We start from the raw sequence: 14,118 nt of genomic DNA, 5'->3' as shown, positions 1-14,118 counted from the left end.
CTCCTGCAACGCGGACACGGTGGAAGGAAGAGTCATGCCCAGGGTGGCGACGCGGTTCGACCACATCCAGAAATCAGCGACCTACGCGGTGCTCGACCTCGTGCGCGAGCTCCGCGCACAGGGCGCCGACGTGCTCGACCTCGGCGGAGGGGAGCCGGACTTCGACACCCCGGAGCACATCTCGGACGCGGCCGTGTCCGCGCTGCGCGAGGGGTTCACGCACTACACGCCCAGCCGGGGGACACCGGAGCTGCTGGAGGCCATCGCCGAGAAGCTCGCCAAGGACAACGACCTGCTGGTGGACCCGATGCGGGACGTCGTCGTCACACCGTCGGCCAAGCACGCGCTGTCCAGTGCGGTGCTGACCGTCGCAGGACCCGGTGACGAGCTGATCGTCCCGACACCGAGCTGGGTCAGCTACGCGGCGATGGCGCACCTCGCGGGGGCCCGTCCCGTGCCGGCGCCGTTGAGCGCGCGGGACGGGTTCCGGCTCACCGCCGGCGCACTGGAACAGGCGCTGACCAGGAGGACGAGGGCGGTGCTGGTCAACACCCCCAACAACCCGACCGGCCGGCTGCTCGACGCCGACGAACTGACCACCCTCGTCCGGTTCGCGCGGGAGCACGACCTCGTCATCATCTCCGACGAGATCTACGAGAAGATCACCTATGCCGACCGGCCGCACCTGAGCCCGGCCGCGCTGCCCGGTGGCGCCGAGCGGACGCTCACCGTCAACGGGTTCTCCAAGGGGTACGCGATGACCGGCTGGCGGCTGGGGTACGTGGCCGGTCCGACCGAGATCATCGCCGAGCTGCTCAAGGTGCAGCAGCACACCGTCGGCTGCGCGAGCTCGTTCGCCCAGCGCGGCGCGGTCGTGGCGCTGACCGGGCCCCAGGAACCGATCACGGCGATGACCACCGAGTACGCCGCACGGCGCGACCTGCTCGTGGCCGGCCTCAACGGTCTGCCCGGGGTGACGTGCGCGGTGCCGGACGGTGCGCTGTACGTGTTCCCCGACATCCGCGGGACCGGCCGCGGCGACTCGGCGCGGTTCACCGAGTGGCTCCTGCGCGAGGCGGGCGTCGCGGTGACGCCGGGGTCGGCGTTCGGAGAGGGCGGCGAAGGCCACGTCCGGCTGTCGTTCGCCACGTCCCGCGAGGTGCTGGCCGACGCCGTCGGCCGGATCGGCACCGCGCTCGGGGCAGACCGATGACCCGCCCCGCCACCGCGTCCGGGGAGACCCCGATCGCGGCACACCGCACGCCGCAGCGCCCGTCCGGAATGCCCTTCCGCCGCTACGTCCCCGCCCAGCGGGTTGACCTGCCCGGCAGGGCCTGGCCGAACCGGACCATCACGGCCGCGCCCCGGTGGCTGTCCACCGACCTGAGGGACGGCAACCAGGCCCTGATCGACCCGATGGCGCCCGGACGCAAACGTGCGTTGTTCGACCTGCTGGTCAGCATGGGCTACAAGGAGATCGAGGTCGGCTTCCCGGCGGCGTCGCAGGCCGAGTTCGACTTCGTCCGGTCGATCATCACCGACCGGCTGGTCCCCGCCGACGTGACGATCTCGGTGCTGACCCAGGCCAGGGACGACCTCATCGAACGCACCCTGCAGTCGCTGCGGGGCGCGCCGAAGGCCACGGTGCACCTGTACAACGCCACGGCCCCGCTGTTCCGGCGGGTCGTGTTCCGCGCGGACCGCGAACAGGTCAAGGACATCGCCGTCTCCGGTACCAGGACCGTCCTCAAGCACGCGGACCAGATCCTCGACGACGGGATCGCGCTCGGGTTCGAGTACTCGCCGGAGATCTTCACCGACACCGAGCTCGACTTCGCGCTCGAGGTCTGCGAGGCGGTGATGGACGTCTGGCAGCCGGAACGCGACCGGGAGATCATCCTCAACCTGCCCGCCACCGTGGAGCGGTCGACGCCGAACGTCTACGCGGACCGGATCGAGTGGATGTCGCGCAACCTGTCACGCCGCGAGTCGGTGTGCCTGTCCGCGCACCCGCACAACGACAGGGGCACCGCGGTCGCCGCCGCCGAGCTCGCGATCATGGCCGGCGCGGACCGCGTCGAGGGCTGTCTGTTCGGCCAGGGCGAGCGCACGGGCAACGTCGACCTGGTGACGCTGGGGCTGAACCTGTTCGCGCAGGGCGTCGACCCGATGATCGACTTCTCGGACATCGACGAGGTGAGGCGGGTCTACACCTACTGCAACCAGATGACGGTGCCCGAACGCCACCCGTACGCGGGCGACCTGGTGTTCACGTCGTTCTCCGGGTCGCACCAGGACGCGATCAAGAAGGGCTTCGAGGCGCAACGCGCGAACGCCGCGCTCACGGGTGTACCGGCCGAGCACGGCCCGTGGGAGATGCCCTACCTGCCGATCGACCCGCACGACGTCGGACGCACCTACCAGGAGGTGGTCCGGGTCAACAGCCAGTCGGGCAAGGGCGGTGTGGCCTTCCTGATGAAGGAGCACCACGGGTTCGACCTGCCCAGGCGGATGCAGATCGACTTCTCGGCCGTGGTCCAGGCCAGGACCGACGCGGTGGGCGGAGAGGTCACGCCCGAGCTGATCCGCGAGCTGTTCGACCGGGAGTACGGGCTGGGGCTCGATCCCGCCGTCGTCCTCGGTGTGCCGGACGTGACCGGTCAGGCCGAAGCGCTCGCCGCACTCGCGGCACGCGGCCGGCCCTGCCGCGTGCTGGACAGGGTCGAGCACGCGATGGGAGCACGCACGGCCGTCTACCTGGAGGTGTCGCTGGGCGACTCGGTGCACTGGGGTGCCGGCGTCGCGGAACACGCTGACCACGCCGCGCTCTCGGCGCTGGCCAGCGCCGTCGCCCGGTACGGTCGCCGATGACCGCACCCGGTGCGGAGCGGGCGGGTCACGCGGTCCGCGAGTTCCGCGCCGGGTGGTACGGCCTCGTGCTGTTGCGGATCAGGAGAACGGCTTCGAGCCGGTTGCGCGCTCCCAGCTTGGGCAGCGCGTGGGAGACGTGGCTCTTGATCGTCGCCGGGGAGACGCCCAGCGACCGCGCCGCCTCGACGGTGCTCATCCCGTCGGCCAGGAGGCTGAGGACCTCGTGTTCCCGGTCGGTGAGGCCGGCGTTGGGCTGCTGGAGCAGGACGGGCGGCGCGACACCCATCGGCCCGCGGTGTGCGGCCAGCTCCGGTGAGAACAGCAGATAGCCACCCGCCACCGCGTGCACGGCGTCGGTGAGGCCCCCCATTTCCGTGTCTTTCACGACGCATCCGGTGGCGCCGATCGACAACGCCCATTCGACCGATTGCCGGTCGACCCTCGAGACCAGGAGAAGAATCCGAATTCCACGTGAGGAGAGTTCGAGGACCGTCCGCTCGACGTCCTCACGCGAATACACCGACATGACGACGACGGTCTTTTCGGTCAATCGCGGCCAGTGCGACACCGGAACCAGGCTGTCCACGCTTCCGATCAGCTTCATCCGGTTGCAGCAGGTCCTGAGCCTGGCAGCGAGCACGTGCCGGGAGATGGGATCGTGATCGGCCAGCAGCACGGAGCACGTGGATGAATCGGATAAGACGTCGGTTCTCGTGTACAATTCAGACACTTCTCGATTCCCCCCGCGAAGGTTTTCCCCACCACTGCCCGAATCGATTCTGAAGTTACCACGGGTAGCACTTCGAGTGCTCTCCGGAACCGAAGTGTGAGCTACCGCACAAGAGTGCGCTCGGGCTGGTCGGGCAATTCTGCGGGCACCATCTCGAAAGGCCGTCCGAAAGTCCGGGAAAGACCGCTGGCGCCCGCCTTGGTGAGGTGCACGACCCGCGGGCTCACGCCGTGCCGAACCCATTCGAGGGTGAACAGCCTGTGTGCGATGGCCGCTCCGAGGGCCCCCGACAGGTGGTGGCGTTCCTCGCTCCAGTCCACGCAGTAGCGGACCAGTGGTCGCCGCCGAGCGTGTTCCCGCACGTCGATCCCCAGTGTCTGCAACGTGTCCGCGCCCTCGTCGGTGAGCTCGTACCGGTGGTCGCGGCCGTAGGAGGCCGCGCGGTCGTGTGCCGCGGTGGCCGGGTGGTGCGTGCCGTCCGCGCCGTCCGCGCCGACGAGGACCTTCGTCTCCAGCAGGACGCCCATGAGGTGGACGCCGAGCTGGCCGGCGAGGTGGTCGTAGCAGGTGCGCGACCTGCGCAGAGCGTCCGCGCGGACGCTCTGCTTGAGCGACCTGACCCGCAGCGGCGGTGCGATCACCGCGAGTGCCTCCAACGCCTCGGCGACCTCGGCGCGGGCCAGCCGGTAGCGGCGGTTGCGGCCGTCGCGGTGGGAGGTGACCAGACCCGCGTCGACGAGCTTCGCCAGGTGGGCGCTCGCCGTGGGGCCGCTGACACCCGCTTCGTCGGCCAGCACGGTCGCGGTGATCGCCCTGCCGTCGCACAGCGCCTTGAGGATCCGCGCACGAGAACCGTCCGCGATGAGCGCCGCCGCTCGCGCGATGTCAGGGTCGGACTTCGTGTCTTCGGAGTGCACACCTCGACGGTACGACATCGATACTTAGACGGGCGACGAAGTGTTTTCGTCACAGACTGGCCGCATGAGCATCCGCGTCCCGCAGCGCACGGAGCCGCCCGCGCTGGCACTGCCCCCACTCATCGCGCTGAGCCTCGGCTACTTCCTCGTGATGCTGGACGTCACCGTGGTCACCGTCGCGGTGCCGGACCTCCAGCGGTCGTTGCAGGCGGGCCCGTCGGCGTTGCAGTGGGCGGTCGACGGCTACAGCGTCGTCTTCGCCGCGTTGCTGCTCCTCGGTGGCGGCCTCGGGGACCGGCTGGGCCACCGGAGGATCTTCCTCGTGGGTCTCGCCGGGTTCACCGCGGCGTCGGTGGTCTGCGCCCTCGCGGCGTCACCGGGCGCGCTGATCGCGGGAAGGCTCCTGCAGGGAGCGGGTGCCGCGCTGCTCGTGCCGACCTCGCTCGCCCTGCTCGCCGCCGCCTACCCCGACCGCGCCGTCCGGGCCCGCGCGCTCGGCTTCTGGGCCGGTGTCGCCGGGGTGGCGTTCGCCGCGGGACCGGTGCTGGGCGGCCTGCTCGTGTCGGGCCTGAGCTGGCGCGCGGTGTTCTGGCTCAACGTCCCGGTGGCCGCGCTGGCGGTCGTGCTGACCCTGCGGCACGTGCCGTCCCCCGCGACCTCCGGCACCGCCCGGCGGATGGACGTCCTCGGCCAGGTGCTCGCCGTCATCGGCCTCACGGGCATCGCCGGAGCCCTCAACGAGGCGAGCACGTCCGGCTGGACGTCCACCGTCGTCGTGGTCTCCTTCGTCATCGGCGCCGCGGCCGTCGTGGCGTTCGTGCTCACCGAATGGCGTCTCGACCGCAACGACGCCTCGCCGCTGCTGCCGCCGTCGTTGTTCGCCGACGGCGGTTTCGCCGCTACGGCAGCGATCGGGGTGCTGCTGAACCTCGGCTACTACGGCATGTTGTTCGTCTCCACGCTGTACTTCCAGCAGCAGCGGGGCTACGACGCCATGACCACCGGCCTCATGCTGCTGCCCACGGTCTGCATGGCGCTGGTCGCCGGTCCTGTCTCGGGGAGGCTCACCGCCCGCTACGGGCCCTACAAACCCATGGCCGCCGCGATGCTGCTCGGCTCCGCGGGGTTCCTCGGCTGGCTCGTCGCCGGGCCCGACACCCCGTACGTCGCGCTGCTGTTCGCCTTGGTGGCGACCGGTCTGGCCACACCGTCCACGGTGCCCGCCGCCACCGCCGCGATCATCGAGTCCGCGCCGAGCGAGAAGGCCGGTGTCGCCTCGGCGGTCTTCAACGTGTCCCGCCAGATCGGCAACGCCGTCGGTGTCGCCCTGTTCGGCACGCTGACCGTCGCCTCGGCGAGCATGTACGACGGCCTGCACACCTCGGCGTTGATCGCCTCGGTGGCGTTCTTCACCGGCGCGGTGCTCGCACTGCTCGCCGGTCGGCGCCGGTCCGTCCGCACCTCCACGGCGCCGGCGACCGCGCGCCCCTGATTTCTTCTCCGCACCAGTGAACTCGAAGGGACAGTCGCTTGACTCGCATCGCCATCAACGGGTTCGGCCGGATCGGGCGCAACGTGCTGCGCGCCTTGCTGGAACGCGACAGCGTCCTCGAGGTGGTGGCCGTCAACGACCTGACCGAACCCGCCGCCCTGGCGCGGCTGCTGAAGTTCGACACCACCTCCGGCCGTCTCGGACGGCCGGTGGAGGTCGACGGCGACACCCTCGTCGTCGGCGACCGCCGGATCCAGGTCCTCGCCGAACGGGACCCGGCACAGCTGCCGTGGAAGGAGCTGGCCGTCGACATCGCGCTGGAGTCGACCGGCCGCTTCACCGCGGCGAAGGCCGCCACCGCCCACGTCGACGCCGGTGCCCGCAAGGTCCTGGTCAGCGCGCCCTCGGAAGGCGCGGACATCACCCTCGCCTACGGCGTGAACAGCGACCTGTACGACCCGGAGTCGCACGTGATCGTGTCGAACGCCTCGTGCACCACCAACGCCCTGGCACCGCTCGCCGCCGTCCTGGACGACCTCGCCGGCATCGAACACGGCTTCATGACCACCGTGCACGCCTACACCCAGGAGCAGAACCTCCAGGACGGCCCGCACCGCGACGCCCGCCGTGCCCGCGCCGCGGCCGTCAACATCGCACCGACCACCACGGGCGCGGCCAAGGCGATCGGACTGGTCCTGCCGAACCTGGACGGCAAGCTGTCCGGCGACGCGATCCGCGTTCCCGTCCCGGTGGGCTCGATCGTGGAGCTGAACACCACGGTGACCCGCGACGTCACCCGGGACGACGTGCTCGCCGCCTACCGAGCCGCGGCCGAGGGCGACCTCGCCGGAGTCCTCGAATACTCCGAGGACGACCTCGTGTCGTCCGACATCACCGGCAACCCGGCCTCCTCGATCTTCGACTCGAAACTGACCCGCGTCGACGGCCGTCACGTCAAGGTGGTCGCCTGGTACGACAACGAATGGGGCTTCTCCCACCGCGTGGTCGACACGCTGGAGCTGCTCGCTCGTCGATGAGGTGGGACGGACGTCGTGGAGCGGCTGACCGCGCCAGGGGACGGCCGCGTGGAACAGGTGTGAGCGGGCTGTCCCACGCGGCCCTTTGGTAGAAATGCGGCCATGATCGATGTGGTCGCGACGCTGCGTGCGGCGGGGTGCGTGTTCGCGGAGGACGAGGCGCGCCTGCTGCTCGACGCCGCCGCCACGCCCGCCGAGCTGGACGGGCTGGTGCGCCGCCGGGTGGCGGGCGAGCCACTGGAGGTGATCGTCGGCTGGGCCGAGTTCCGGGGCCACCGGGTGCTGGTCGACGCCGGGGTGTTCGTACCGCGGCAGCGGTCGGTGTTCCTGGTCGAGAACGCCGTGGCGCTGGCCGGGCCAGGAGCGGTGGTGCTCGACCTGTGCTGCGGCGCCGGGGCGCTGGGGCTGGCGGTCGCCGCCGAGGTCGAGGGCGCGCAGCTGCACGCGGCCGACATCGAGCCCGCGGCCGTCGCCTGCGCCCGCCGCAACCTCGCCGGGCGGGGCCGGGTCTACGAGGGTGATCTGTTCGGCCCGGTGCCGGAGACTTTGCGCGGCACGGTGGACGTCCTCGTGGTGAACGCGCCGTACGTGCCGACCGACGAGATCGCGCTGATGCCTCCCGAGGCCCGCGACCACGAGCCGCTGGTCGCCCTGGACGGCGGTTCCGACGGCGTGGACGTGCACCGGCGGGTCGCCGCCGCCGCACCGGGGTGGCTGGCGCCCGGTGGTCACCTGCTGATCGAGACCAGCGAGCACCAGGCACCGCTCACCGCCGCGGCGATGACCGAGCACGGGCTGGTGGCGCGTGTGACGACGTCGGATGACTACTACTGCACGGTGGTGATCGGGACAAAGCCCGTGTGAGAGCGGCGGAAGTGTGATGAGCAAGACCTACCTCGGCACCGCCGAGGCCGCCTGGCGGTGGGTGCTGGACCAGGTCCGGTACGACGAGGGCACCGCGGCCGTCCCGCCGTCGCCGGGCGCCGAGGCCGACCCGGACCACCGCGACGGCATGTACGACGGCGTCGGCGGACTGGCGCTGACCCTGGCGGAGGTCAGGGCCGTGCGGGCGTGGACGGCGGAGGAGCAGCGGCTGGCCGACGCGATTCGCGCCCAGGTCACCGCGGGCATCGCGACGAGCGCGGACTGCAGCCTGTTCCACGGCCTGGTCAGCACGATCGGCACGCTGACCGCACTGGGCGAGCCGGCCCCGGACGCCGCCGTGGCGCGGCTGCTGGCGCTCGTCACGCCGGACGGCTGGCCGCAGACCGCCATCGGGCCGCCGCGCTACCTCGACGGCGCACGGGTCAGCGACGTCGTGCTCGGCACCGCCGGGGTGCTGCTCGGCGCGGTGTGGGCGCGGCGGCACGGCGCGGAGGCGGACGAGCTGGCCGAGGTCGCGGCCGGAATCCTGCTGGCCGAACGCGAGGAGGTGCCGTCCGGGCTGAACTGGCGCATGGTGCCGCCGCGGTTCTCCCCGGTCGAACGGCAGATGCCGAACTTCTCCCACGGGCTGGCGGGCGTGGCGACGGCGCTGGCACTGGCCGGGGCCGAGCTCGGCCGGCCGGAGTGGGTCGCTGCCGCCCTCGACGGTGCCCGGCACCTCGTGGCGCTCGCCGACCTCACCGGCGGCGGGTTCCGGGTGCCGCTGCGGATCCCGCGGCTCGGCGACGACTTCGAGGAGTACAGCTACGGCTGGTGCCACGGACCGGCCGGGACGGCGTTGCTGTGGAACGCCCTGGAGCACGCCGGGGTGTCCGAGGTGGCCGGTCGGACGACCGCGGAGCTGCGGCGGCGGTGCACGCGCACCGTGCGCACCTGCGGGTTGCCCGAACGGCTGCGGCCCGGCTTCTGGGACAACGACGGGCGGTGCTGCGGCACGGCGGGCGTGGGGGCGCTGCTGCTCGACGCGGGGGAGCGGGACTTCGCGCTGCACCTCGCCGACGTGCTGGTCGACCGCGCGGTGCCGGACGGGGGCGGCGTCTGCTGGCGGTTCACCGAGCACCGCGCGCAGGAGCCGCTGCTGCCGCCCGGCGTCGGCTGGATGCAGGGCGCGGCCGGGATCGCCGGGTTCCTGTTCCAGGCGGGCCGGGGCGGCACCGCCGTGCCCGGCATGACCAACTGGTGGGCCCTCACCGGCCCTGACCAGCCCTGACAGTCGCTGACAGCTCGTTACCAGCGCGCTGACAGCGCGCGGGCGCACAGTTGCTCCCGACACAGGGAGGAACGCGAGATGTCACTGGCGATCAGGGCAGAGGGCCTGGTCAAGCACTACGGGGAGACCAAAGCCCTCGACGGGGTGGACCTGGAGGTGCCGGAGGGGAAGGTCGTGGGCGTGCTCGGGCCGAACGGCGCGGGCAAGACCACGGCGGTGCGGGTGCTGGCCACGTTGCTGCGCCCGGACGCGGGACACGCCACGGTCGGCGGGCACGACGTGCTGAAGGACCCGGTGGCGGTGCGCAGGCTGATCGGGCTGACCGGGCAGTACGCGTCGGTGGACGAGGACCTCTCCGGCACGGAGAACCTGGTCCTGCTGGCGAGGCTGATGGACTACTCCCGAGCGGGGGCACGGGCGCGGGCGGCCGAGCTGCTGGAGCAGTTCGAGCTCACCGGCGCGGCGGGACGGGCCGCCAAGACGTACTCGGGTGGCATGCGCCGGCGGCTCGACCTGGCGGCGAGCCTGGTCGGCGACCCGGCGGTGCTGTACCTCGACGAGCCGACCACCGGCCTGGACCCGCACGCGCGCAACGAGGTGTGGGCGGTCGTGCGGCGGCTCGTCGCGAACGGCACGACGGTGCTGCTGACGACGCAGTACCTGGAGGAGGCCGACCAGCTGGCGGACACGATCACGGTGTTCGACCACGGCCGGGTGGTCGCGGAGGGACGTCCGGACGAGCTGAAGCGCCGAGTCGGCAGCCAGACGCTGCAGGTGCGGCCGACGTCGGTGCACGACCTCGACGTGGTGCAGCGAATCCTCGGCGACCTGACCGGCACGCGGCCGTCGCGCGACGACGACACCGGGCTGCTCACCGCGCCGGTCGACGACCCGGTGCTGCTGTCGACGCTGGTCCGCAAGCTCGACGAGGCCGGCATCACCGCGGACGAGCTGGCGCTGCGGCTGCCGTCGCTCGACGAGGTGTTCCTGGCGCTGACCGGCAAGAAGACCGACGCCGCCGGCACCGCCGCGCCGGAAGGGAGCCTGGTGTGAGCACGATCGCGTTCGACAAGGGCGTGCGCCACGGGTTCTCCCTGGCGTGGCGGGGGATTCTCAAGATCCGCAAGAACCCGGAGCAGCTGATGGACGTGACGCTCGCGCCCATCATCTTCCTGCTGATGTTCACCTACCTGTTCGGCGGGGCGCTGGCCGGCAGCACCGACGCGTACCTGCAGGTGCTCGTGCCGGGCATCATGGTGATGAACCTGTTGCAGGGCAGCATGACCGCGGGCGTGCAGCTCAACACCGACGCGTCCAAGGGCGTGTTCGACCGGTTCCGCGCCATGCCGATCGCGCGGTCCGCGCCGCTGATCGGCGCGGTGCTGGCCGACGTCGTGCGGTACGTCGTGTGCGTCGTGGTGCTGCTGGTGGTCGCCACGATCATGGGCTACCGGGTGCAGACCGGCCCGGTGGAGCTGCTGGTCGCGGTGGCGCTGGGCATCCTGTTCGCCCTGTGCTTCTGCTGGGCGTCGGTGTTCGTCGGCATGCTGCTCAAGACGCCGCAGGCCGTGCAGGGCATGATGTTCGTGCTGATCATGCCGTTGACGTTCGGCAGCAACGTGTTCGTCGGCACCGCCACGATGCCGGGCTGGCTCAAGGCGTGGGCCGACATCAGCCCGGTGACGCTGATGGCCGACGCGCTGCGCGGGCTGCTCAACGGCGGGCCGATCGCGGGGCCGCTGACCGGGTCGCTGATCTGGATGGTCGGCGTGGTGGCGGTGTTCTTCCCCGCGGCGATGTGGGCCTACCGCAGGCGGGTCTGAGCGGAGGAGGGGCGGGCCGCTCAGCCGGGCAGGCCCGCCTCCTTGCGGATCTCCCGCAGCGCGTCGTCCTTCGGCACCTGCGCCGCGTCCGGTTCCCCGAGCTCGGCGATCAGGCCCCGCACGCCGGGGTCGCCGAGGTCGAGGCCGCCGCGGAGGAGCTTCACGAGCGCGAGCAGCCGCAGCGCCACGTCGCCTGCGCCCTGGCCGTGCCGCACCTGGGCGAGGATCTCGGTGACCGCGGCGAGGTCGGGCATGTCGCTGCGCGCCGACGTCGTCTCCACCGCCACCGCGACGCCCTGCTCGGCGTCGGCGAAGCGGTGCTCGGCCAGCGCGATGCGGGCCTCCAGCATCGCCGACCACTCCTCGCCGAACGCGCCGAGCGCCGCCGCGGTGCCGCGCACGCGGAAGCTCTCGGCCAGCTCGCGGGCCTCGGTGACGGCACCGCACCGCAACCGGATCTCCGCCTTGGCGTAGAGGATCATCGCGGACATCTGCTCGTTGCCAGTCTCCTGCACGAACCGCTCGGCCTCGGCGAGCTGCCGCTGGGCCGCGCCGAGGTCGCCCAGGCGCGCGTACTCGACGGCGAGCCGCCAGTGCTGCTGCACGGCGTCCTCCGTGGACCGCAGCTCCTGCGCCAGTGCGAGACCCCGTTCGTACAACGCGATCGCGCCGAGGTTGTCGCCGGTCTGGGAGACGAACGCGGCCTTCATCCCGAGCGACATCGCCGTGCCCCACCGGTCGCCGGTGGCGCTGAACAGCTCGTAGGCCCGCTCGCGGGCGGCCGCCGCGCCGTGCAGGTCGCCGTCGTCGACCAGCAGGAAGCTGCGCGCCCACTCCGCGCCCGCCCGTGCCCACGGGTCGGAGCTGCCCGCCGCCCGCTGGACCTCCCGGTGCGCGAGGTCCTTGTTCTTGCTGACGAACGCGAGCATCGGCAGGGCGATCGCCAGCGCGGGGAACCTCTCGATGGACTCGGCGCGCACGCAGTCCTCGATGACCGCCGCCGTCTCCGCCGCGTCCGGCACTCCCGGCATCACCCGCATCATCAGCCGCATCGCGGTCAGCGCCGCCCGGACGTCGGCGGGCAGCCGGTCGCCGAACGCGAGCACGTCGTCCACCGCCGTGTCCGCCCGCTTGCTGTCGCCCTTCACCATCCAGTACCAGAAGACCGCGGTGAGCAGGCCCGCGGCCGCGTCGGCGTCCTGGTCCTCGACCGCCCCGCGCAACGCGGCCACGATGTTGTCGTGCTCGGCCTCGTAGCCGGCGATGACCTCCAGCTGCCGGGCGGTGCGGGTGAGCGGCTCCCAGTCCTCGGTCAGCCTCCGGTAGTGGTCGCGGAACCGGGCGACCACCTCGGCGGTCTCGCCGGACGCGGCGAGCTGCTCGGCCGCGTACACCCGGATCGTCTCCAGCATCCGGTAGCGCGGCTCGTCGTGGTCGAGCACGTCCACGATGGACTTCTCGACCAGCGACGTGAGCACGTACAGGTCGTGCCGGCAGATCTGCTCGATCGCGGCGAGGTCGGCGCCTGCGGGGAACACCGACAGCCGCCGCGCCAGCTCCCGTTCCTGCTCGGTCAGCAGGTCCCAGCTCCACTCGACGACCGCGCGCAGCGTCCGCTGGCGGGGGAGCGCGGTGCGGCTGCCGGAGGTGAGCAGCCGGAACCGGTCGTCGAGCCGCTGGGTGATCTGGTGCACGGTCATCGACCGCAGCCGTGCGGCGGCCAGCTCCAGCGCGAGCGGCATGCCGTCGAGGCGGCGGCAGATCTGCGCGACGGCGTCCGCGGTGGACTCGTCGAGCCGGAAGCCGGGCTTCACCGCGGTCGCCCGGTCCAGGAAGAGCCGCACCGAGCCGTACCCGGAGAGGTCGGCGCGGCCGTCCGGCACGGCGAGCGGTCCCACCGGGCACAGCGACTCGCCCTCGATGGCCAGCGGTTCGCGGCTGGTGGCGAGCACCCGCACGGACGGCACGAGCCGCAGCAGCCGGCCGGTGAACTCGGCGGCCGCCTCGACCAGGTGCTCGCAGTTGTCGAGCACCAGCAGCGACTCACCCGCCGCGAGCGCCTCGGCGATGCGGTCCATGCCGTCGCTGCCCCTGCGCAACGGGTCGCCGGTGGTGAAGTTCGGGTCGAACGCGCTGAGCACCGCGCCGACCAGGTCGTCGGCCGCCCGCACGCCGGCCAGCGGCAGGAACCAGACCCGGCCCCTGGCGTGCAGCCGGTGCCGCACCGCCGCCTCGGTCGCGAGCCGCGTCTTGCCCGCACCGCCGGGCCCGACCAGCGTGACGAGCCGCGCCCGGTCGAGCTGGTCGCCGACGCGGCGCAGCTCCTCGTCCCGTCCCACGAAGCTGGTGAGCCGCACCGGCAACCGGTCGGCGACCGGCTTGGGCGCGAGCTCGCCCCGCAACGCGGCGAGGTGCACGTCCCGCAGCTCCCGCGACGGGTCGACACCGAGCTCGTCGGCGAGCGTGCGGCGCACGTCCTCGTAGACCTGCAACGCCTCGGACTGCCGCTGGTCGGCGCACAGCGCCCTGATCAGCAGCCCGGCGAGCCGCTCGCGCAACGGGTACCGCTCGTGCAGCGCGGCGAGCTTCGCGACGTCCAGCTCACCGCGGTCGAACCGGTCCTCCTCGGCGCTCAGCCGCGCCTCGTCCAGCTCGGCCGCCGCGATCCGCGCGAACGGCGCCTCCCGCACGTCCGCCAGCGCCTCGCCCCGCCACAGCCCGAGCGCCTCGTCGAGCCGCCCGGCCGCGCGCAGCCGTTCGAACCGGACGACGTCCACGTCCTCCGCCGCGACCGCGAGCCGGTACCCACCGGGCTCCAGCGCCACGTCCGGGCAGACCTTCCGCAGCCGCGAGACCAGCGACTGCAGCGCGTTCGTGGCGTCCGCGGGCGGCTGCTCACCCCAGAGGTCGTCGATGAGCGTGGCCGGCGAGACCGGCCGGCCGGGGTCGAGCGCCAGCCGGGCGAGGAGCATCCTGACCCTGGCACCACCGATGTCGACCGGTGTGCCGTCGTCCTCCTCGACCCTGAGCGGTCCCAGCAACGCCACGCGCACACGTCAAGCTTCCCAGATCCGCTCCGCGCGCCGGGGCGGG

Annotated in this window: 11 protein-coding genes; 8 read left to right on the top strand and 3 right to left on the bottom strand. The window is 72.3% G+C overall.

The genetic code is table 11. The features are described 5' to 3' along the window. Nucleotides 1-34: 34 nt before the first annotated feature. Complete coding sequence (locus tag AB0A63_RS12530) at nucleotides 35-1,213, top strand: pyridoxal phosphate-dependent aminotransferase (protein WP_360389184.1); 1,179 nt, start codon at nucleotides 35-37, stop codon at nucleotides 1,211-1,213. Then, a complete protein-coding gene (gene leuA / locus AB0A63_RS12525) occupies nucleotides 1,210-2,871 on the top strand; it encodes a 2-isopropylmalate synthase (RefSeq protein ID WP_360389181.1) in 1,662 nt (553 codons plus the stop codon). The genes AB0A63_RS12530 and leuA overlap by 4 nt, the downstream gene beginning before the upstream one ends. A 25-nt stretch (nucleotides 2,872-2,896) precedes the next feature. Here leuA and AB0A63_RS12520 read toward each other — a convergent pair whose 3' ends face one another. Both AB0A63_RS12520 and AB0A63_RS12515 read right to left on the bottom strand, forming a co-directional pair. Then, the gene (locus tag AB0A63_RS12520) at nucleotides 2,897-3,547 is read right to left on the bottom strand and encodes a response regulator transcription factor (RefSeq protein ID WP_360389178.1); all 651 of its coding nucleotides are present in this window, start codon (nucleotides 3,545-3,547) and stop codon (nucleotides 2,897-2,899) included. Between the two features lie 155 nt (nucleotides 3,548-3,702). Beyond that, nucleotides 3,703-4,518: a metalloregulator ArsR/SmtB family transcription factor gene (locus tag AB0A63_RS12515; RefSeq protein WP_360389175.1), complete on the bottom strand. Its 816-nt coding sequence runs from the start codon at nucleotides 4,516-4,518 to the stop codon at nucleotides 3,703-3,705. A gap of 64 nt (nucleotides 4,519-4,582) precedes the next feature. Here AB0A63_RS12515 and AB0A63_RS12510 point away from each other — a divergent pair, with 64 nt between their 5' ends. The 6 genes from AB0A63_RS12510 to AB0A63_RS12485 all read left to right on the top strand — a co-directional run bounded on the left by AB0A63_RS12510 (nucleotide 4,583) and on the right by AB0A63_RS12485 (nucleotide 11,025). Continuing rightward, on the top strand, nucleotides 4,583-6,010 hold the full coding sequence (locus AB0A63_RS12510) for an MFS transporter (RefSeq protein WP_360389172.1): 1,428 nt from the start codon (nucleotides 4,583-4,585) through the stop codon (nucleotides 6,008-6,010). Nucleotides 6,011-6,048: 38 nt separating this feature from the next. Further along, nucleotides 6,049-7,047 carry a type I glyceraldehyde-3-phosphate dehydrogenase gene (gap, locus tag AB0A63_RS12505; protein ID WP_360389169.1) on the top strand — a complete coding sequence of 333 codons (999 nt, stop codon included), beginning with the start codon at nucleotides 6,049-6,051 and terminating at the stop codon, nucleotides 7,045-7,047. A gap of 102 nt (nucleotides 7,048-7,149) precedes the next feature. Next, nucleotides 7,150-7,911 carry a putative protein N(5)-glutamine methyltransferase gene (locus AB0A63_RS12500; protein ID WP_360389166.1) on the top strand — a complete coding sequence of 254 codons (762 nt, stop codon included), beginning with the start codon at nucleotides 7,150-7,152 and terminating at the stop codon, nucleotides 7,909-7,911. A 16-nt stretch (nucleotides 7,912-7,927) separates the two neighbouring features. Beyond that, nucleotides 7,928-9,202, top strand: a complete 1,275-nt coding sequence (locus AB0A63_RS12495; protein ID WP_360389163.1) for a lanthionine synthetase LanC family protein — start codon at nucleotides 7,928-7,930, stop codon at nucleotides 9,200-9,202. Between the two features lie 78 nt (nucleotides 9,203-9,280). Further along, on the top strand, nucleotides 9,281-10,255 hold the full coding sequence (locus tag AB0A63_RS12490) for an ATP-binding cassette domain-containing protein (protein WP_360389160.1): 975 nt from the start codon (nucleotides 9,281-9,283) through the stop codon (nucleotides 10,253-10,255). Beyond that, a complete protein-coding gene (locus tag AB0A63_RS12485) occupies nucleotides 10,252-11,025 on the top strand; it encodes an ABC transporter permease (protein WP_360389157.1) in 774 nt (257 codons plus the stop codon). Before AB0A63_RS12490 ends, AB0A63_RS12485 begins: the two co-directional genes overlap by 4 nt. A gap of 20 nt (nucleotides 11,026-11,045) precedes the next feature. Here the strand turns inward: AB0A63_RS12485 and AB0A63_RS12480 are convergent, their stop codons facing one another. Continuing rightward, nucleotides 11,046-14,072 (bottom strand): BTAD domain-containing putative transcriptional regulator, encoded by a 3,027-nt coding sequence (locus AB0A63_RS12480; protein WP_360389154.1) that lies wholly within the window; start codon nucleotides 14,070-14,072, stop codon nucleotides 11,046-11,048. Nucleotides 14,073-14,118 lie beyond the last annotated feature (46 nt).

Source organism: Lentzea sp. NPDC042327 (assembly GCF_040647275.1).
Classification (GTDB): Bacteria; Actinomycetota; Actinomycetes; order Mycobacteriales; family Pseudonocardiaceae; genus Lentzea.
This window is presented reverse-complemented; position numbering and strand designations above follow the sequence as displayed.

Coding starts and splice junctions, on each gene's coding strand:
- AB0A63_RS12530 (WP_360389184.1), top strand. CDS start 35: ATGCCCAGGGTGGCGACGCGGTTCGACCACATCCAGAAATCAGCGACC.
- leuA (WP_360389181.1), top strand. CDS start 1,210: ATGACCCGCCCCGCCACCGCGTCCGGGGAGACCCCGATCGCGGCACAC.
- AB0A63_RS12510 (WP_360389172.1), top strand. CDS start 4,583: ATGAGCATCCGCGTCCCGCAGCGCACGGAGCCGCCCGCGCTGGCACTG.
- AB0A63_RS12500 (WP_360389166.1), top strand. CDS start 7,150: ATGATCGATGTGGTCGCGACGCTGCGTGCGGCGGGGTGCGTGTTCGCG.
- AB0A63_RS12495 (WP_360389163.1), top strand. CDS start 7,928: ATGAGCAAGACCTACCTCGGCACCGCCGAGGCCGCCTGGCGGTGGGTG.
- AB0A63_RS12490 (WP_360389160.1), top strand. CDS start 9,281: ATGTCACTGGCGATCAGGGCAGAGGGCCTGGTCAAGCACTACGGGGAG.